Source organism: Micromonospora sp. NPDC005413 (assembly GCF_040606435.1).
Classification (GTDB): domain Bacteria; phylum Actinomycetota; class Actinomycetes; order Mycobacteriales; family Micromonosporaceae; genus Micromonospora.
In genome coordinates this window covers 385,053-403,154 of sequence record NZ_JBEXEV010000002.1, presented here as the reverse complement: position 1 = coordinate 403,154, position 18,102 = coordinate 385,053, and the positions used below count along the sequence as shown (strand labels likewise).

Annotated in this window: 16 protein-coding genes; 12 read left to right on the top strand and 4 right to left on the bottom strand. The window is 72.4% G+C overall.

The window, feature by feature from the left end:
• Positions 1 to 289: 289 nt before the first annotated feature.
• Entirely contained in the window at positions 290 to 2,434 is a 2,145-nt protein-coding gene (locus ABZS37_RS04610) for a prolyl oligopeptidase family serine peptidase (protein WP_355165505.1), read from the bottom strand.
• An 86-nt stretch (positions 2,435 to 2,520) separates the two neighbouring features.
• On the opposite strand from ABZS37_RS04610, the gene mshB reads away from it, so the two are divergent.
• From mshB to ABZS37_RS04595, 3 genes are all read left to right on the top strand, one after another.
• Positions 2,521 to 3,447: an N-acetyl-1-D-myo-inositol-2-amino-2-deoxy-alpha-D-glucopyranoside deacetylase gene (gene mshB / locus ABZS37_RS04605; RefSeq protein WP_355165503.1), complete on the top strand. Its 927-nt coding sequence runs from the start codon at positions 2,521 to 2,523 to the stop codon at positions 3,445 to 3,447.
• A gap of 17 nt (positions 3,448 to 3,464) precedes the next feature.
• The gene (locus ABZS37_RS04600) at positions 3,465 to 3,899 is read left to right on the top strand and encodes a hypothetical protein (protein ID WP_355165501.1); all 435 of its coding nucleotides are present in this window, start codon (positions 3,465 to 3,467) and stop codon (positions 3,897 to 3,899) included.
• 81 nt (positions 3,900 to 3,980) lie between these two features.
• Positions 3,981 to 4,445 (top strand): hypothetical protein, encoded by a 465-nt coding sequence (locus ABZS37_RS04595; protein WP_355165499.1) that lies wholly within the window; start codon positions 3,981 to 3,983, stop codon positions 4,443 to 4,445.
• 424 nt (positions 4,446 to 4,869) lie between these two features.
• Here ABZS37_RS04595 and ABZS37_RS04590 read toward each other — a convergent pair whose 3' ends face one another.
• The gene (locus tag ABZS37_RS04590; RefSeq protein ID WP_355165497.1) at positions 4,870 to 6,033 is read right to left on the bottom strand and encodes a GNAT family N-acetyltransferase; all 1,164 of its coding nucleotides are present in this window, start codon (positions 6,031 to 6,033) and stop codon (positions 4,870 to 4,872) included.
• A 79-nt stretch (positions 6,034 to 6,112) separates the two neighbouring features.
• On the opposite strand from ABZS37_RS04590, the gene fdxA reads away from it, so the two are divergent.
• From fdxA to ABZS37_RS04565, 5 genes are read left to right on the top strand one after another with little or no spacing between them, the layout of a single operon-like run.
• Entirely contained in the window at positions 6,113 to 6,439 is a 327-nt protein-coding gene (fdxA, locus tag ABZS37_RS04585) for a ferredoxin (protein WP_091422126.1), read from the top strand.
• The gene (gene dapC / locus ABZS37_RS04580; RefSeq protein ID WP_355165901.1) at positions 6,436 to 7,542 is read left to right on the top strand and encodes a succinyldiaminopimelate transaminase; all 1,107 of its coding nucleotides are present in this window, start codon (positions 6,436 to 6,438) and stop codon (positions 7,540 to 7,542) included. The genes fdxA and dapC overlap by 4 nt, the downstream gene beginning before the upstream one ends.
• A 16-nt stretch (positions 7,543 to 7,558) precedes the next feature.
• On the top strand, positions 7,559 to 8,587 hold the full coding sequence (locus tag ABZS37_RS04575; protein WP_355165495.1) for a prephenate dehydrogenase/arogenate dehydrogenase family protein: 1,029 nt from the start codon (positions 7,559 to 7,561) through the stop codon (positions 8,585 to 8,587).
• 10 nt (positions 8,588 to 8,597) lie between these two features.
• Positions 8,598 to 9,248, top strand: a complete 651-nt coding sequence (locus tag ABZS37_RS04570) for an SIMPL domain-containing protein (protein WP_355165493.1) — start codon at positions 8,598 to 8,600, stop codon at positions 9,246 to 9,248.
• The gene (locus ABZS37_RS04565; protein WP_355165491.1) at positions 9,248 to 9,895 is read left to right on the top strand and encodes a nucleoside/nucleotide kinase family protein; all 648 of its coding nucleotides are present in this window, start codon (positions 9,248 to 9,250) and stop codon (positions 9,893 to 9,895) included. Before ABZS37_RS04570 ends, ABZS37_RS04565 begins: the two co-directional genes overlap by 1 nt.
• 23 nt (positions 9,896 to 9,918) lie before the next feature.
• Here the strand turns inward: ABZS37_RS04565 and ABZS37_RS04560 are convergent, their stop codons facing one another.
• Positions 9,919 to 10,476 carry a sugar O-acetyltransferase gene (locus ABZS37_RS04560; protein ID WP_355165489.1) on the bottom strand — a complete coding sequence of 186 codons (558 nt, stop codon included), beginning with the start codon at positions 10,474 to 10,476 and terminating at the stop codon, positions 9,919 to 9,921.
• Between the two features lie 139 nt (positions 10,477 to 10,615).
• On the opposite strand from ABZS37_RS04560, the gene ABZS37_RS04555 reads away from it, so the two are divergent.
• On the top strand, positions 10,616 to 13,981 hold the full coding sequence (locus tag ABZS37_RS04555) for a S8 family serine peptidase (RefSeq protein WP_355165487.1): 3,366 nt from the start codon (positions 10,616 to 10,618) through the stop codon (positions 13,979 to 13,981).
• A gap of 51 nt (positions 13,982 to 14,032) precedes the next feature.
• On the opposite strand, the gene dapD is transcribed toward ABZS37_RS04555, so the two are convergent.
• Positions 14,033 to 14,992, bottom strand: a complete 960-nt coding sequence (gene dapD / locus ABZS37_RS04550) for a 2,3,4,5-tetrahydropyridine-2,6-dicarboxylate N-succinyltransferase (protein WP_355165485.1) — start codon at positions 14,990 to 14,992, stop codon at positions 14,033 to 14,035.
• Positions 14,993 to 15,115: 123 nt separating this feature from the next.
• Between dapD and dapE the strand changes: the two genes are divergently transcribed.
• The 3 genes from dapE (at position 15,116) to ABZS37_RS04535 (ending at position 17,965) form a co-directional block, all read left to right on the top strand.
• The gene (gene dapE / locus ABZS37_RS04545) at positions 15,116 to 16,189 is read left to right on the top strand and encodes a succinyl-diaminopimelate desuccinylase (RefSeq protein WP_355165483.1); all 1,074 of its coding nucleotides are present in this window, start codon (positions 15,116 to 15,118) and stop codon (positions 16,187 to 16,189) included.
• Between the two features lie 367 nt (positions 16,190 to 16,556).
• Positions 16,557 to 17,420, top strand: coding sequence for a TIGR00730 family Rossman fold protein (locus tag ABZS37_RS04540; RefSeq protein ID WP_355165481.1), 864 nt, complete (start codon positions 16,557 to 16,559; stop codon positions 17,418 to 17,420).
• Positions 17,420 to 17,965, top strand: a complete 546-nt coding sequence (locus ABZS37_RS04535) for a TIGR00730 family Rossman fold protein (protein ID WP_355165479.1) — start codon at positions 17,420 to 17,422, stop codon at positions 17,963 to 17,965. The genes ABZS37_RS04540 and ABZS37_RS04535 overlap by 1 nt, the downstream gene beginning before the upstream one ends.
• Positions 17,966 to 18,102: the final 137 nt, after the last annotated feature.

Here is an 18,102-nt window from a genome sequence, read left to right as displayed (position 1 = left end):
CCCGAGCGTCCGGCGCCTCGCGTGGGCCCTGCGCCGGCACGGTGTACTGCGCGAGCTACGCCGCAAGTCAGAATCCAGACCAGTTGATGCCCAACTAACCGAGCCACGATCAGGTGCGGCGTAGCACTCAGCGTCACGAAACCCAGAACGTGGCGGTACCTGATCTTTCGCAATCCCACCGGCGCATCCGCGACCCGCAACTGCAGGATCCGATCTGGCGGCCGTTGCAACCCGACGAGGTGGCTGCCAGCAGCACCGCGTCCACCGCCGTGCAGGCCCGCCTCCGCACTCACCCGAGGTGGGTGCGAAGGAAATCCAGCTCCAGGGGGAGCAGGCGCTCGGCGGTGCCGTTCGCGGCCATGTGCGTGGCGCCGGTCAGCGGCAGCACGGCGTGCGGGCGGCCGGTGCTCAGCAGAGCCGCCGATAGCCGGAGCGTGTGCGCGGCCACCACGTTGTCGTCGGCCAGACCGTGCACCAGCAGCAACGGACGGGCCTGGTCCGGGCCGGTGACCGGCTCGGCGGCCATCTCGACCAACGAGTGGTGCGCGTAGACGTCCATGCCGTCCTCCGGCAACCCCAGATAACGCTCGGTGTACGCGGTGTCGTACAGCGTCCAGTCGGTCACCGGGGCACCCGCGATCCCGCACCGGAACAGCTCCGGGTGGCGCAGCACCGCCAGCCCGGCCAGCCACCCCCCGAACGACCAGCCGCGCACCCCCACCCGACCCAGATCCAGGTCGGGGTGCTTGCCGGCGAGCGCGGTCAGCGCATCGATCTGGTCGGTCAGGATCACGTCGGCCATCCGCCGGTGGATCGCCTTCTCGAACGACGGGGCCACTCCAGGCGTACCCCGGTTGTCGATCGTGACCACCGCGAACCCGGCGTCGGCCCACCACTGCCGTTCCAACCAGGCGGCCCGGGCCGCCACGACCTCCTGGTGCCCCGGCCCGCCGTAGATGTCCAGCAGCACCGGCAGCCGCCGGCCCGTCACGTGGTTGTCCGGGTAGAGCACCGCCGCCGGCAGCCGCCGGTCGGTCACCCGCTCCAGCAGAGGCAGCGGAGAATACGGAGGGATGGCCGCGAACGACCGCAGCTCCGCCAGCTCCTGATCGCCGCGACGCACCGTCCAGCGCACCCCGGCGTGGTCCAGCGACGCGACACCGACCACCAGCACGTCCCCACCCACGGCGGCCGTGTACCAGCCAGAGTCGTTGGTGAGTCGGCGCGCGTCCACCCCACCGCCGATGGTGGTGCGGACCCGGAACAGGTGCCGCTCGCTCGGCTCGCCGTCGCTCGCCTCCACCAGCAGGTCGGCCGGGCCGGCGGCGGCCGCCAGCCGACCCACCACCCGCCGTACGTACAGCGACGGCGGGGTGAGCAGGGTGCCGTCGGCGAACAGGCACCGCGCGTCGTACCCGTCGTGGGCCAACTCCCCGCCGACCAGCACCCGGCCGTCCGGCAGGTGCGCCGGCGTGCCGGCGATCGGCTCGACCCAGCGCGGATCGGCCAACTCGGCGTGCACCTGCGTCTCACCCGTTCGTGGGTCCACCGCCAGCACCAGCCCGTGCTGCTGCGAACGGCGCAGCACGGTGATCAGAGGGCTGCCCTCGACCCAGCTGACCGCGGTCAGGTACGGGTAGGTCTCCCGGTCCCAGTGCACGTCGACCCAGCCGTCGTCCAGGTCCAGCAGGTGCAGGCTGACCTCGGCGTTCGGCCCACCAGCCCGGGGGTACGCAACGGCGGTCGGCGGGCTGGCCGGCTCGGCCGGGTCGTGCAGGTGCCAGCGGTCCAGGCGGGACTCGTCGACCCGGGCGGCGAGCACCGAGCGGCCGTCCGGCGCCCACCAGTAACCCCGGTACCGGCCGAACTCCTCCGCCGCGATGTGCTCGGCCAACCCCCAGCTCACCCCGGCGTCCTCGCCGGCCAGCAGGGTGTCGGTGCCATCGGCGTCGATCACCCGCAGCTCGCCCCGACGCACACCCTCGGCGGCGTCGGTCACGTACGCCAACTGCTGCCCGGTCGGGTCCGGACGTGGGTCCAGCACCGGACCGAGGGCGGCCACCTCCACCACGTCGCCGTGCACCAGATCGGCCCGGTACAACCGCCCGGCCAGCGCGAACACCGCCACCCGGCCGGCGGCGTCCAGCGCGTACGAGCCGATGCCGGCGGCGCTGAGCCGCAGCCGCTCGCGCAGCGCGCGCTCGCCGGGGGACAGGGACCTCGGGTCACCGCCCTCGCCCAGCAGGGTTGCCGGATCGGCGACCAGCCGCTCCTCGGCGGCGGCCACGTCAAACAGCCAGAGCGCGTCCGCCGGGTCCTCCGGGCCGGCAGAGCGCAGGAAGATCACCCGGGAACCGTCCTCAGCTACGGAGACAGCGCGTGGCGCGCCGTGGCTGAACCGGCGGGTGCGGGCGGCCAGCTCCGGAAAGTCCACACGCCAAATCGTAGAGCGGTACCGGGGGTGATGTGGCCGACCTGGGCGGACGCGTCAGCGTCGGCCGGGGCGAACCGCCAGTTAGAGTGACCGTCGTGACGATGCTGCCCGACCGCCGCCTGCTGCTGGTCCACGCGCACCCCGACGACGAGTCGATCGGCACCGGCTCGACGATGGCCCACTACGCGGCCAATGGCGCGCACGTCACGCTGGTGACCTGCACCCTCGGCGAGGAGGGCGAGATCCACGTGCCCGCGCTGGCCCAGCTCGCCGCCGCCGAGGCCGACCAGCTCGGTGGGTACCGGATCGGCGAGTTGGCCGCCGCGTGCGCCGCGCTCGGCGTCAACGACCACCGCTTCCTCGGTGGTGCCGGCCGCTACCGCGACTCGGGGATGATGGGGCTCGCGACCAACGAGCACCCCCGCGCCTTCTGGCAGGCCGACCTCGACGAGGCCGCCGGGCACCTGGTGGAGATCATGCGGGAGGTACGCCCGCAGGTGCTAATCACGTACGACCCGAACGGCTTCTACGGCCACCCCGACCACATCCAGGCGCACCGGGTGGCGATGCGCGCCGTCGAGTTGGCCGCCGCCGAGGGCTGCGCCCCGCTCAAGGTCTACTGGACGGCCATGCCGCTCAGTGTGCTGGAGGCCGGCATGGCGCACTTCGCCGACTCCTCGGACAACCCGTTCGCCGGCATCGAGGACGTCGCCGACCTGCCCTTCGGCACCCCGGACGACCAGATCGCCGCCCGGATCGACGGCACCGACCAGCACACGGCCAAGGAAGCCGCGATGCGGGCGCACGCCACCCAGATCCCGGCCACCTCCTGGCTCTACTCGATTGCCGGCAACTTCGGCGGCGAGTTCATGGGCGTGGAGTTCTTCACCCTCGCGGCCGGCGAGAAGGGCCCGGGCGCCGGCCCGTACGGCTGGGAGGACGACCTCTTCGCCGGGCTGCCCGAGGAGATCGCCCCGGACCGGTCCCCGGTCGCGGCGGCCGGTCTCCGGTGACCCTGCCCGCCGTACCGATGACGGTTGTGGACGACCAGGACGCCCCGCCCTCGGCGGGGCCACCGCCGCGACTGCTGGACCTGGGCCTGCGGCTGGCCGGCGCGATCGTCGTGGTGGTCGCCGGGGTGCTGACCGGGGTGCTGGAGCTGTTGCTCGCCACGGTCCGCGTCGGCGGGCAGTTGATCGGCGTGTCGGCACTGCTCGCCATCGGCGCCAACATCGCGCTGAGCTGGTTCGCCCACGAGGTGGTCGGCCGCAGGTGGGCGGTGGCGCTGCCGGCGGTGCCGTGGTTCGCGCTGATGGCGGTGGCCGCTATCCGGACCACCGAGGGCGACCTGTTGCTGGCCGGCGACAACTGGGTCGGCCTGGCGATGATCGTGGCCGGCGCGATGACCTTCGCGGTGATGGGCTTCCGGCAGATCCTTGCCCCGCCGCCCACACTCGGCGGCTGATGACTTACCCAGGTAAGAGTGGTAAATATTCCTGCCTGGGATGCGGGCCCCGTTATGGGGCGTACGGCAGGAGGTCCTGCGATGGACAGACGGTGGCGTGACATCGGCGTGCTCGCGGCAGCACTGTTCGCGGTCAACGTGGCTGCCCGGCTGATCATTCGGTTCGGCTTCGACGGTGACGACACCGCCGCCGACCGGGTGTCGCTGGTGATGTTCGGGGTGATCGGGCTGATCCTGGCCGTGATCGCCTTCCGCTGGGGTCGTCGCCGGCCGCTGGCCGACTGGGCGGCCGACATCGCCCTCGTGGTGCCGGTGGCGATGGTGCTGACCGTGTTGGTCGGGCCTCTGCTGATCGGTCACAACCCGTTCGCTGGCGGTGCGGCGACGTTCTTCGCGCAGATCTGGCTCTACCTGCTCGCCGCCGGCGCCGGGGTGCTGGTCGGTTACCTGGTGCTCACCGCGCTCGGTCGCGACTACCGCTCTCAGCAGCTCAAGCGGTACGCCGAGGTCAAGGCCGCCAAGCCCCGCCGCGTCGTCCGCCGTTAATCCACCGCTGACCGGCCGCCGTTGACCGGCCGCGTGGTCCGCCGTTGACCGGCCGCCTGGTCCGTCGCTGACCGGCCGTCGTCCGCCAGTCTGGGGTCGCTGTCGCTGTCGTGCGTCTGCGGGGCGCGCGGTGCTTGATCGACTCGCTATCGCCGATGTGGGGGTGTCCTGGGCATCTGATGCCCCCGCGTCGGGGATGTGGAGTCGATCATCGTCGGGTAGTCGACCGGCCGTCGTCCGCCGGTCTGAGGTCATCCGTCGCCGTCGCCGTCGCCGTCGCCGTCGCCGTCGTGCGTCTGTGGGCGCGCGGTGCTTGATCGACTCGTTATCGCCGATGTGGGGGAGTCCTGGGCATCTGATGCCCCCGCATCGGGGATGTGGAGTCGATCATCGTCTGGTGGTCGACCTGGGGTTGGTCGCTGGGTCAGTGCGGGGCGACCCTGGTCAGGTAGGTGTGGTGGGTGGTGAAGCCGAGCCTCTGGTAGAGCGCGACCGCTGCCGCATTGCGCTGCTCGACCTGGAGGAAAGCGTGCGTCGCGCCGCTCGTCACGCCCCAGACGACCAGCTCGTGGATCACCCGGCGGGCCAGCCCCTGCCGGCGGGCCACCGGCAGCACCTCGATCAGGCTGAGGCCCAACCAGCGCCCCTGGCCGGTCACCGTGCCTCGGCCGATTGCCACCAGCGCGCCGTTGGCGTACACGTGGGCGAAGCGGACCTGGTCCACGGCGGTGAGCACGCGCCGGGCGGCGTCCGGCAGGCCGCCCTTGCGGCCCGCGGCGACGGCCAGCCACCCCTCGCTCGGCGCGGTCGCCAGCTCAACGACCGCACTGTTCCACCCGCCAGCGGCGTCGGACTGCTCGGCGGCGGCGCCGCCCCCGCCCTGTCCGCTGGCCGTGCCGCCCTCTCCGCCAGCGGTGCCGGGTTGGTCGCCGGCAATGCCGGACTGCTCGGCGGCGGCGCCGGACTGTCCGCTGGCCGTGCCGCCCTGTCCGCTGGCGGCTGTGCCGGGTAGTCGGACGGCCGGTGGGTCGGCGGGCGGGGCTCCGGCGGACGCCGACGTCGGTAGGGGGAGCGGCGCGGTCTGCACCAGTGTCGGCGGGCGGCTGCCCCAGCCCCGCGCGTCCAGCTCGGCACCGACCGGCGCGGCGAGCGGCAGCGGTGTATTGATCATTGCTGGCTGGCCCTGCTCGGCGTACCAGCGCTCGACGGCGTCCACCGCGGCGGGCAGGGGTCGGTCCGGGTCGCCGATCGGCAGGGCCGAGTTGGCCCGCCCGGTCCAGCCGTCAGCCGACCGGAGCAGCCAGTCGCCGAGCCGACCCTGCGTCGGTGCCGGCCAGGCCTCGTCGGCGGCCCGTTCCAGCGCCACCACCGCCGCGGCGGTCGGCCGACGGGTCGGCGGCACCCGCTTGGCGCGGTGGACCTGTGCCACCGGGACCCGCAGCTGGCCCTGCGCGGTGGCCAACGTGAGATGGGTCTCGCTGAGTTCGACCAGCTCGCCGAGGGCATCGGAGAAGAGCGGGCGGCCTTCGCGAATCCCCACAATTCGGCGGACCACGATCCGGTGTCCCACATCCTGCTGTCGGAGCACGATCGACCCCCTCCCCGGCGAGATACTAGGCTCTTACCGTCGCGGGTGATCGCGGCGTGTCTTGCGGAGGAGAAGACCGGTGACCTACATCATCGCCGAGCCGTGCGTGGATGTGCTCGACAAGGCATGCATCGAGGAGTGCCCGGTCGACTGCATTTACGAGGGCAATCGGATGCTCTACATCCACCCCGACGAGTGCGTCGACTGTGGTGCCTGTGAGCCCGTCTGCCCGGTGGAGGCGATCTTCTACGAGGACGACGTCCCCGAGCAGTGGAAGGACTACACCGGCGCCAACTACGAGTTCTTCGAGGAGCTGGGCTCGCCCGGTGGTGCCTCGAAGATCGGCAAGGTGGAGAAGGACGCCACCTTCGTCGCCGCGCAGCCGCCGCGCGGCGAGGGCCACTGAACCGGCCCGCGCCGGTCTCGTCGCGGCTGCCCGAGTTCACCTGGGACACCCTGGACGCCGCGGCCACGCTGGCCGCGGCGCATCCGGAGGGCCTGATCAACCTCTCCATGGGTACGCCGGTCGACCCGGTGCCCGAGGTGATCCGGCAGGCGCTCGCTGACGCGTCCGACGCCCCTGGCTACCCGCTGACCGCCGGCACCCCGGCGTTGCGGGCCGCGATCGCGGCGTGGGTGTCCAGGGCCTGTGGCGCCGGGGTCGACGGTCTCGGCGTGTTGCCGACCATCGGCTCGAAGGAGCTGGTGGCCTGGCTGCCCACCCTGCTCGGCATCGGCCCGGGTGACGTGGTGGTGGTGCCGTCGATCGCGTACCCCACCTACGAGGACGGCGCCCGGCTGGCCGGCGCCACCGTCGTGCGGAGCGACTCGCTCACCTCGGTCGGGCCGACCTCGCGGGTTCGGTTGGTCTGGGTCAACTCGCCCGGCAACCCGACCGGCCGGGTGCTGCCCGCGGCGCACCTCCGAAAGGTGGTCGACTGGGCCCGGGAACGCGGCGCGGTGGTCGCCAGCGATGAGTGCTACCTGACTCTCGGCTGGTCGGCCGAGCCGGTCTCGGTGCTGTCCCCGCAGGTCAGCGGCGGCAGCTATGCCGGGGTGCTGGCCGTGCACTCGCTGTCCAAGCGTTCCAACCTCGCCGGCTACCGGGCCGGCTTCGTCGCCGGTGACCCGGCGCTCGTCGCCGAGCTGCTGAAGGTCCGCAAGCACGCGGGCATGATCGTGCCCGCACCGGTGCAGGCGGCCATGGTGGCCGCACTGGAGGACGAGCGACACGCCGACGAGCAGCGGGAGCGTTACCGCGCCCGGCGGGAGGTGCTGACCACCGCGTTCACCGACGCCGGGTTCACGGTCGAGCACTCCGAGGCGGGTCTCTACCTCTGGCTCACCCGCGGTGAGGACTGCTGGCAGACGGTCGACTGGCTGGCCCGACGCGGCATCCTGGTCGCCGCGGGCGTCTTCTACGGCCCCGCCGCCGGGCAGCACGTCCGGGTTGCGTTGACCGAGTCCGACGAACACGTCGCGGCGGTCGCCGGCCGGCTGCGGGCCTGACCCCGGCGGCCCGGCGATGACCGACGGCGTGACCGGGCGGTACGCCGGGGTGCGGGCGGCCGTGATCGGCACCGGCCTGATCGGTGGATCGGCACTGTTGCGCCTGGCCGATGCCGGCCTGGACGTGGCCGGATGGGATCCGGACCCGGCGACCCGTGCACGGGCCCAGAGCCGGGGGGTGGTTGCCCCGGCCACGATCGAGCAGGCGGTGGCCGGCCGGGATGTGGTCTTCCTCTGCGGCCCGCTGCCCACGCTCCCACACACCCTGGCCCGGGTGGCCGAGCTGACCGGGCCCGGCTGCGTGCTCACCGATGTCGGCAGCACCAAGGTCGAGGTGGCCGAGGCGGCCGATCGGCTCGGGCTCGCCGACCGGTTCGTCCCCGGGCACCCGATGGCCGGCGCGGAGTCCGCCGGCCTGACCGCGGCCTCGCCGACCCTGCTGGCCGGTGCCGCCTGGGTGCTCTGCCCGGCGCAGGGTGCCGCGACGGACGCCTTTCGCTGGCTGACCGGGCTGCTGGTGGAGCTGTTCGGCGCCCGGGTGGTGCCGATGTCCGCGCCGGCACACGACTCGGTGGCCGCGCTCGCCTCGCACGTGCCGCACCTGCTGGCTGGTGCGCTTGCCGGGGCGGCGCAGCGGGCGCCGCTGCGCGACGCCGTCCTGGCGCTGGCAGCGGGCAGCTTCTCCGACGGCACCCGGGTCGCCGGCACCCCGGCGGAGCGGACCGCGAACATGCTGCTCGGCAACCGCGATCGGGTGCTGCACGAGCTGGCCGAGGTCCGCGCGTTTCTGGACGGGCTGGCCGCCGCGTTGCGGGCCGACGACGCACCGGCGCTCATCGCCGCGTACGCGGAAGCCAGGTCGGCCCGGTCGGCGTTGCTGGACCGGCGGTTCGTCGGTGAGGCCCGGGAGTTCCCGGCCGGCGGCGAGCATGACGCCGAGGTGACCTGGCTGCGCGGGCTGGGCGACGCTGGTGGGCACCTGACGGGGTGTCAGGTCGACCCGGACGCGGTCTCCTACACGGCGTGGCTACCGATGGCTGACTAGGCTGGGGGGTATGGCGGTGGACAGTCCGGTGGTGCAGGTGCGTGGCGAGGCGTACCGGGAGGTGCCGCCCGAGCTGGCCCGGTTCGCGGTCACCGCGACGGCGCGTGATCGGGACCGGGAGGCCACCCTGACCCGGCTGGCCGAGCGTGCCGCCGCTGTCCGGGTGCTGCTGGACGGCTCCGGTCCGGCGGTGGCGCGGCGGGAGACCGGCGACCTGCGGGTCCGACCGGAGACGCGGCGCTCGGGCGAGCGGGTGATCGCCTGGCACGGCAGCGTGACCACCACGGTCACGGTCACCGACTTCACCGCCCTCGGCGAGCTGATGCTCCGGTTGGCCGACCAGGACCAGGTCGAGGTGGCCGGGCCCTGGTGGGAGCTTCGCCCGGACAGCCCCGCGCACCGCGAGGCGCGACACGCCGCGATCAGCGACGCGCTGCTGCGGGCCCGGGAGTACGCGGAGGCGCTCGGTGCCCAGGTCACCTCGCTGATCGAGTTGGCCGACGCCGGCTCCGCCGACCGGCCGATGTTCGCCCGTGCGGCGTTCGCCGGGGGCGGCGGTGCGGGTGGTGGCCCGCCGGAGCTGGAGCTGGACCCGCAGCCGCAGACCGTCCAGGCGGCCGTACAGGCGAGGTTCACCATCAGCGACCCGGTCCTGGGCTGATGCCGCCGGCTCGGGTGCTGTCGGTCGACGAGTTGGTGGCCCGGGCGCGGGCACTGGCCGAGGCCGGTCCGCGACAACTGCTCGGCATCACCGGCGCGCCGGGCGTCGGGAAGTCCACGCTGGCCGAGCAGATCGTGGCCGAGATCGGTCCGACCGCCCGGCTGGTGCCGATGGACGGTTTTCACCTGGCCCAGGCGCAGTTGGTCCGGCTGGGCCGCGCCGACCGCAAGGGTGCCGTGGACACCTTCGACGCCAACGGGTATGTCTCGTTGCTGCGCCGATTGCACCGGTTGGAGCCGACCTCGGTCTACGTTCCGGAGTTCCGTCGGGAGCTGGAGGAGCCGGTCGCCGGGGCGATCGAGGTGCCGCCGTCGGTCCGCCTGGTGGTGACCGAGGGCAACTATCTGCTGCTGCCGGACTTCCCCTGGCAGGAGATCCGGTCGCTGCTGCACGAGGCGTGGTTCCTCGACCTGGACGCGGAGGTACGCCAGCGTCGGTTGACCGCCCGGCACGAGGCCTTCGGGCGGTCGCCGGAGCAGGCACGCGAGTGGGCGCTGGGCAGTGACGAGGCCAATGCGGCCCTGGTCACCCCTACCGCCGAGCGGGCCGATCTGGTCGTCCGCCTACCCGAGCCGCCGGCGGCCTGACCGGCCCGTCGAGGTCGGCGCAGTCAGTCCAGTTCGCGGACCGCCCGGGCGGGGTTGCCGACCGCGACCACGTTGGCGGGCAGATCCCGGGTCACCACCGCGCCCGCGCCGACGACGGTGTTCGCGCCGATCGTCACCCCGGCCAGCACGATGGCGCCGCCGCCGAGCCAGACGTTGTCGCCGAGGGTGATCGGCTTGGCGGCCTCCCACTTGTCGCGGCGCGGACCGGGCTCCACCGGATGGGTCGGTGTGAGTAGTTGCACGTTGGGTCCGATCTGGACGTCGGCACCGAGGGTGATCGGTGCGCCGTCGAGGAAGACCGCGTTGTAGTTGACGAAGCTGCGTGGCCCGATGCGAATCTGTGTGCCGTAGTCGCAGTAGAACGGTGGGCGGATCCAGGTGCCCTCGCTCACGTCGCCGAGGAGCTCGCGCAGCACCGCGAGGCGGGCCTGCGGGTCGGCCGCGGCACTGGTGTTGAAGCGTTCCATCAGCCGGGCGGCCCGGTCCAGGTCAGCGATGAGCTCGGGATCGTCCGCCAGGTATGGATCGCCGGCGAGCATCCGGTCCTTCATGGAGGTCACCGCTCGATCATGCCGGCCCAGGTCCGCGACGGTTGTTCAGATCGTCATATTCGGGACTTCCGTCTGCATACCGAGTATGCAATTCTGATGATTGTCAATGCGTCTCCCGTGGTAATGACGCTCCACCGAGGAGGATCCGTTGCACCACGCAAGAAGATTGGCCGCTCTCGGCCTCGTGTCCGTACTGGCGCTCTCCGCGCCGGTCCCCGCCTCCGCCTCCGCCGCTGTGCCCGGTACGCCGGGCAGGGCGGACCTGGCGACCCGCCCGGCCACCCCGGGCGCGCCCGCCGCCGACCGATCGACCACGGTCACCCTGATCACCGGTGACCGGGTGACGGTCACCGCGTCCGGCGCCGCCGTCCGACCCGGCGCCGGCCGGGAGGACGTACGGTTCCTCGTTCGACGCGAGCGCGGCCACCTGTCGGTAACGCCGCAGGACGCGTTGCCACTGCTCCGCTCCGGCCGGGTCGACCGGCGGCTCTTCGACGTCACCGAGTTGGTCGAGGCGGGCTACGACGACGCCCACCGGAACACCCTGCCGCTGCTCGTCTCGTACGGCTCGGCGGGCACCGCCCGAAGTGCCGCTGGCGCGCTGCCCGGCGCGCGGGTGACCCGCGACCTGCCGGCGATCCGCGGCGCGGCCCTGAGCACCGGCAAGTCCTCCCTCGGCGCGGTCTGGGCGACGATCATCACCGGCCCCAGCGCGGCCCGGCTCGGCGCGGCGGGGGACGTCGAGCGGATCTGGTTGGACGGTCGCCGCCGGGTGACCCTTGACCACAGCGTGCCGCAGATTGGCGCGCCCGCCGCGTGGGCGGCCGGGTTCACCGGCAAGGGAGTGTCCGTGGCCGTGCTGGACACCGGCGTCGACGCGACTCATCCGGACCTGGCCGGCAAGGTGGCCGAGGCGCGCAACTTCACCGAGGCCACCGACGGTCGGGACACGATCGGCCACGGCACCCACGTGGCCTCGACCATCGCCGGTACCGGCGCGGCCTCCGACGGCCGGTACAGGGGCGTGGCACCGGATGCGACGCTGCTGGACGGCAAGGTCTGCGAGGACTTCGGGTGCACTGACTCGGCGATCCTCGCCGGCATGCAGTGGGCCGCGGTGGAGAAGAAGGCCTCCGTGGTCAACATGAGCCTCAGCGGCTGGGACACCCCGGAGGTCGACCCGCTGGAGGAGGCGGTGCAGACCCTGACCGCGCAGACCGGCACGCTCTTCGTCACCGCCGCCGGCAACGACGGCTCGGACGGCTCGGTCGGTTCCCCGGCCAGCGCGGACGCCGCGCTCGCCGTGGGCGCGGTGGACCGCGACGACGAGCTGGCCGACTTCTCCAGCCGGGGCCCTCGCGTCGGGGACGACGCGCTCAAGCCGGACATCACCGCGCCAGGCGTCGACATCGTCGCCGCGCGGGCCGCCAACGGCGTGATCGGCGACCCGGTGGGGGAGCGCTACGTCACGATCTCCGGCACCTCCATGGCCACCCCGCACGTGGCCGGGTCGGCGGCTCTCCTCGCCCAGCAGCATCCGGGCTGGCGGGCCGACCGGCTCAAGGCGACCCTGATGGCCGCCGCCAAGCCGCACCCGACGCAGACCGCCTACCAGCAGGGCGCCGGCCGGGTCGACGTCGCTCACGCGATCACCCAGCCGGTAAGCACCGACCCGGTGAGTGTCTCGTTCGGGCGCGCCCTCTGGCCGCACGGCGACGACGCCCCGATCACCCGCACGGTGACCTGGCGCAACGACGGTCCCGGCCCGGTCACCCTGGACCTGAGCGTCGAGGGCGCCGGCCCCGACGGACGGGCCGTTCCGGCCGGCATGTTCCGGCTCGGCGCGAGCCAGCTCACCGTGCCGGCGGGTGGCACGGCCGCGACCACTGTCACCGCGGACACGCGGCTCGGCGACGCCGACGGCTACTGGACCGGACGGGTCGTGGCCCGCTCCGGGTCGACGGTCGCGGTCACGCCGCTGGCCGTGCACCGGGAGGTGGAGAGCTACACGCTGACGGTGGAGCACCTGAACCGCGCCGGTGTGCGAACGGCGGACCACTCCACGTCCCTGGTCGGGCTGGTTGGCTTCGGCTACTGGGACCTCTACGGGACCGACGGGGTGGCCACGGTACGGCTGCCCAAGGGGCACTACGGCCTGAGCAGCCTGATCTTCGAGACCGGACCGGACGGTGAGCCCGATGGGCTGTCCATGCTGGCGCAGCCCGAGCTGACCGTGGAGCGCGACACGCGGATCACCGTCGACGCCCGCCGGGCGAAGCCGGTCCGGACGACCGTCCCGGAACGGGGTGCCACCCCGGAGTTGATCGATGTCAGCGCGGTCTTCACCGCCGACGACGGCAGCGTGTACGGCATCGGGCTCTGGACGGACAGCTTCACCGGCCTGACCACCGGCCAGCTCGGCAACCCGGTCTCCGAGGACCGGTTCGTGGCTACCGTCAGCAGTCAGTGGATCAAACCGGGTTCGGCGCCCAGTCCCTACCTGTACGCGTTGGCCGAAGCGATCCCGGGCCGGATGCCCACCGGCTTCGTCCGGAACTACGCGCGGCGGGACCTGGCCACCGTCGTGCACCGGTTCCGGGGCGGCTACCCGGGGCTGGAGGCCGAACGGTTGGTGCTGGCCGAGCTGGAGTACAACACCGGCGGTTCCGCGCTGGTCCTACCCACCGCCGTACCCGGCCAGCGCGTCGAGCACTACAACACCAGGGGCGTGAAGTGGGAGTCCGAGATCGACTTCGGGACGCGGGACGAGGACGGCTGGCTGAACGCGAAGGCGGTGCTCTCCTCCACATCCACTGCGTACCGGGCCGGACGGACCGTCCGCGAGGACTGGAACCAGGCGCCGTACGCGCCGTCGTTCCCGGCCCCGCGCTGGCCCGAGCAGAGCGTCACCCGGATCGGTGACACCATCCTGGTCGGGCTGCCGATGTTCAGCGACGCCGCCGGGCACCCGGGCGGGTCGCTCACCGACACCGAGCGAACCGCCCTGTGGCGCAACGGGAAGCTGGTCGGCGAGAGCGAGTACGCCGGCTACGGCGAATTCGCCGTGCCGCCGGGCGCGGCGGACTACCGGCTCAGCACGTCGGCGACGCGCAGCTTCACCGATCTGAGCACCGAGGTGGAGTCCAGCTGGACCTTCCGGTCACGGCACGTCACCGGCGACGTGCCGGCCCGGTTGCCCCTGATGGCGGTGCGCTTCGCGCCGCCGCTGCGGGTCGACAACAGCGCTCCGGCCGGGCGGAGCTTCGTCATCCCGGTGCGGGTGGAGCCGCAGCCCGGCGCGCCGGCCGCCCGGGTGAAGAAGCTGACCGTCGACGTCTCCTACGACGGCGGCAAGACCTGGCAGGCCGCCCAGGTCCGCAACGGTGGGCACGGCTGGACCGCCACTGTCCGGCATCCCGCCGGGCCCGGTTATGCGTCCCTGCGGGCCACCGCCCGGGACGCCGCCGGGAACACGGTGACCCAGCGGATCATCCAGGCGTACCGGCTGCGCTGAGGCGTACCCCGTCCGGGTCCGCGGCCGAGTGCCGCGGACCCGGCGGGTCCGTCAGTCGTTGGCGTGCAGGGCGGCGTTCAGCTCGATGCCCCGGCCGGTGCGCGGCCGAGCCTCCAGCGCGCCGGTCACCGAGTTGCGCCAGAACAGCAGACCGTCGACGCCGGAGAGCTCCCGGGCCTTGACCACCCGGCCGTCCGGCAGAGTGATCTTGGAAGCGGCGGTGATGTAGCAGCCCGCCTCGACCACGCAGTCGTCGCCGAGAGAGATGCCGACGCCAGCGTTCGCGCCGATCAAGCTCCGCTCGCCGATGCTCACCTTCTCGGTGCCACCACCGGAGAGCGTGCCCATGATGGAGGCGCCCCCACCGACGTCGGAGCCGTCGCCGACCAGCACGCCCTGCACGATCCGACCCTCGACCATCGAGGTGCCGACGGTGCCGGCGTTGAAGTTGACGAAGCCCTCGTGCATCACGGTCGTACCGGCGGCCAGGTGTGCGCCCAGGCGGACCCGGTCGGCGTCGGCGATCCGCACACCGGCGGGGACCACGTAGTCGGTCATGCGGGGGAACTTGTCCACCCCGTACACCGCCAGGTGCCGGCCGGCGGCCCGCTCGATCACCCGCAGCTCGTCCACCCGCTCCGGGGGGCACGGCCCGGCGGACGTCCAGGCCACATTCGCCAGCTTGCCGAAGATGCCGTCCAGATTGAGCTGGTTGGGTCGGACCAGGCGGTGCGAGAGCAGGTGCAACCGGAGGTACGCGTCCGGGGCGTCCTTGATCGGGTCGTCCAGCGAGCCGATCACGGTGACCACCTGCACGGTACGCAGACCAGGCAGCGACCGGTCACCGAGCGCTGCCGGCGGCAGGTCGAGCACGTCCGCCTTGTCCTCACCGGCGACCAGCGGCAGCTCGCCCAGGCCCAACTTGCCGGTCGGATACCAGGTGTCGAGCACCTGCTCGTCTGCGGTGACCGTGGCCAGGCCGATGCCCCAGGCGGAATCTGCGGACGTCACTGTTACACCTCTCGGTCGCGGCCGGGCTGGCCTCTGCTCACGGCTGCGGGGCTCCTCGCGCTCGCCCCAGGGGCCCGCAAGCTCGCTCCTCGCGCCGACAGACCTGAAGGTACCGTGCGAACCATGGAGAACCCGCTGACCCCCGAGGTCCTCGCCGATCCGGTGGCGCTGACCCGTGCTCTGGTCGACATAGAGTCCGTGTCCCTCAACGAGAAGGCGATCGCCGACTGCGTCGAAGAGGTGCTGCGGGGCGTACCGCACCTGACCACCCACCGGCACGGCAACACGGTGATGGCGCGCACCGACCTCGGTCGGTCGCAGCGCGTCGTGCTGGCCGGGCACCTCGACACGGTGCCGCTGAACAACAACTTCCCGTCGACCATGCGCGGCGACCTGATGTACGGCTGCGGCACCTCCGACATGAAGTCCGGTGTCGCTTACGCGCTGCACCTCGCGGTGAGCCTGCCCGCGCCGCGCTACGACGTGACGTACTTCTTCTACGAGGCCGAGGAGATCGAGTCGCGGTACAACGGGCTGACCCTGGTCGCCCAGGCGTACCCGGAGTGGCTGGAGGCGGACTTCGCGGTGCTGCTGGAGCCGACGTACGGCATCGTCGAGGCGGGCTGCCAGGGCACCATGCGGGCCATCGTGACGACCTCGGGTGAGCGGGCGCACGCGGCGCGCTCCTGGCACGGGGTGAACGCGATCCACGCGGCCGGTGAGGTGCTGCGGCGCCTCCAGACGTACGAGGCCCGCCGCGTCACCATCGAGGGGTGCGACTACCGCGAGGGCATGAACGCGGTGCGGATCACCGGTGGCGTCGCCGGCAACGTCATCCCCGATCGCTGTGAGATCGAGGTCAACTACCGGTACGCGCCGGATCGTGACCCGGCGGCGGCGGAGGAGCACCTGCGGGAGGTCTTCGCTGGCTTCGAGGTGGAGGTGACCGACGCGGCAGCCGGTGCACCCCCCGGGCTGGAGGCGGCCCCGGCGAAGGAGTTCGTGGCGGCGGTGGGCGCGGCGCCGATCGGCAAACTCGGCTGGACGGACGTGGCACGATTCGCGGCCATGGGCATCCCCGCGCTGAACTTCGGGCCCGGTGACCCCAACCTCGCCCACCACAAGGACGAGCACGTCGAGATCAGCAAGATCCGCGATGGTGCGGCAACCCTGCACCGCTGGCTAACCCCGGCCTGACCCGCTTCCCGGCCGTGCCCGCTCCCGGTGATCAAGAGGTTTGCGTCAGCCGGGCCCGTTGTCGGCGACGCAAACCTCTTGATCAGCTCCGGGTGGAGCGGGGGAGAGGGGTGCTGGGTCCTGTTGGCGGGTGCGGCGGCGTTCGGCCACCACGTCTCGGATCCGTCGCTGCATCTGGCGACGGATCCGGATCATCTCGCTGTTGCTGATCACGCTGTCTCCTCCCCCGAAGGCGCGCGCCGGGGCATACCCGGTATGTGAATAGTAAGACGTACGGGCGAGCCGAATAGTTGCCCATGATCCCGAACTATTTCTCGGCGTCCGCGCCCCGCGCACCCGAGAGGTGTGGCTCCACTACGGTTGCCCCATGAGCCAGAGCAACGGGCGGGAGGCCGGTCGCGGTCCGGGACAGGAACGACACCGGGGTGCGGTCACGCTGCGCAGAGGGGCGATCCCGAGCAGCACCGCCGACCAGCGGTTGCTGGATTCGCGTGGGCGGGGCGACTGGAAGACCAGGGACGCCTGGCGCGCGCTGCGCATCCTCTCCGAGTTCGTCGAAGGCTTCGACACCCTCGCCGACCTGCCGCCGGCGGTCAGCGTCTTCGGCTCCGCACGCAGCGGGCCGGACAGCGCCGAGTGCCAGCTGGCCGAGCAGGTGGGCGGCGCGCTGGCCCGGGCCGGCTACGCGGTGATCACCGGGGGTGGGCCGGGAGTGATGGAGGCCGCCAACCGCGGCGCCAGCGAGGCTGGTGGGCTCTCCGTCGGGCTCGGCATCGAGCTCCCGTTCGAGCAGGGCATCAACGAGTGGGTCGACCTGGCCATCGACTTCCGCTACTTCTTCGCCCGCAAGACCATGTTCGTCAAGTACGCCCAGGCGTTCGTTGTGCTGCCCGGTGGGTTCGGCACCATGGACGAGCTGTTCGAGGCGCTCACCCTGGTGCAGACCGGCAAGGTCACCCGGTTCCCGGTGGTGCTCATGGGGGTCGCCTACTGGCAGGGCCTGCTCGACTGGCTGCGCGACACGATGGCCACCACCGGCAAGATCGGTCCGGTCGACCTGGAGCTGATCTGTCTCACCGACGACGTCAACGCCGCGGTCCGGCACATCGTCGAGGCGGAGGCGGCACTCTCCGCGGAGCAGGAAGCGGTCCGCGACGAGGCCGTCGCCCGTACCGGTGCCGACCAGCAGGCCGCCGCAGAACAGGCCGCCGACCAGCCACGGGACAAGTGATGGCGGCGATCTGCGTCTTCTGCGCCTCCTCCCGTACCCTCGATCAGCGCTGGTTGGATCTGGCCGCCGAGACCGGTGCGGAGCTTGCCCGGCGCGGGCACACGTTGGTCAGCGGTGGTGGCTGCGTCGGCATGATGGGCGCGCTGGCGGACGGCGCCCGGTCCGCCGGTGGGCGCACCCTGGGGGTGATCCCGCAGGCGCTGGTCGATCTGGAGGTCGCCGACCTGGCCGCGGACGAGCTGCTGGTGACCGACTCGATGGCCAGCCGCAAGACCCTGATGATCGAGAAGTCGGACGCGTTCCTCACCCTGCCCGGCGGGCTGGGCACCCTGGACGAGCTGTTCGAGGTCTGGACCACGGCCACCCTCGCGCTGCACTCCAAGCCGATGGTGTTGATCGACACCGACGGGTTCTACCGTCCGCTGCTGGGCTGGCTCGACGCACTGGCCGACCAGAACTTCCTCAAGGACGCCGGCCGCAACCTCCTGACGGTGGCCACCTCCGTCCCCGCAGCCCTGGACGCCCTGGAGTCCCACCTAATCTGACCCACCCCCGGTGCCCCGCACTGCGTCGATCATGAAGTTGGCGGCGTGTCGCGCCGCTAACTTCATGATCGACGGGGGTGGATGGGGTGGGGTTGGGGTGTGGGGATGGGTGTCGGATGGGCGTGATGGGATGAGCT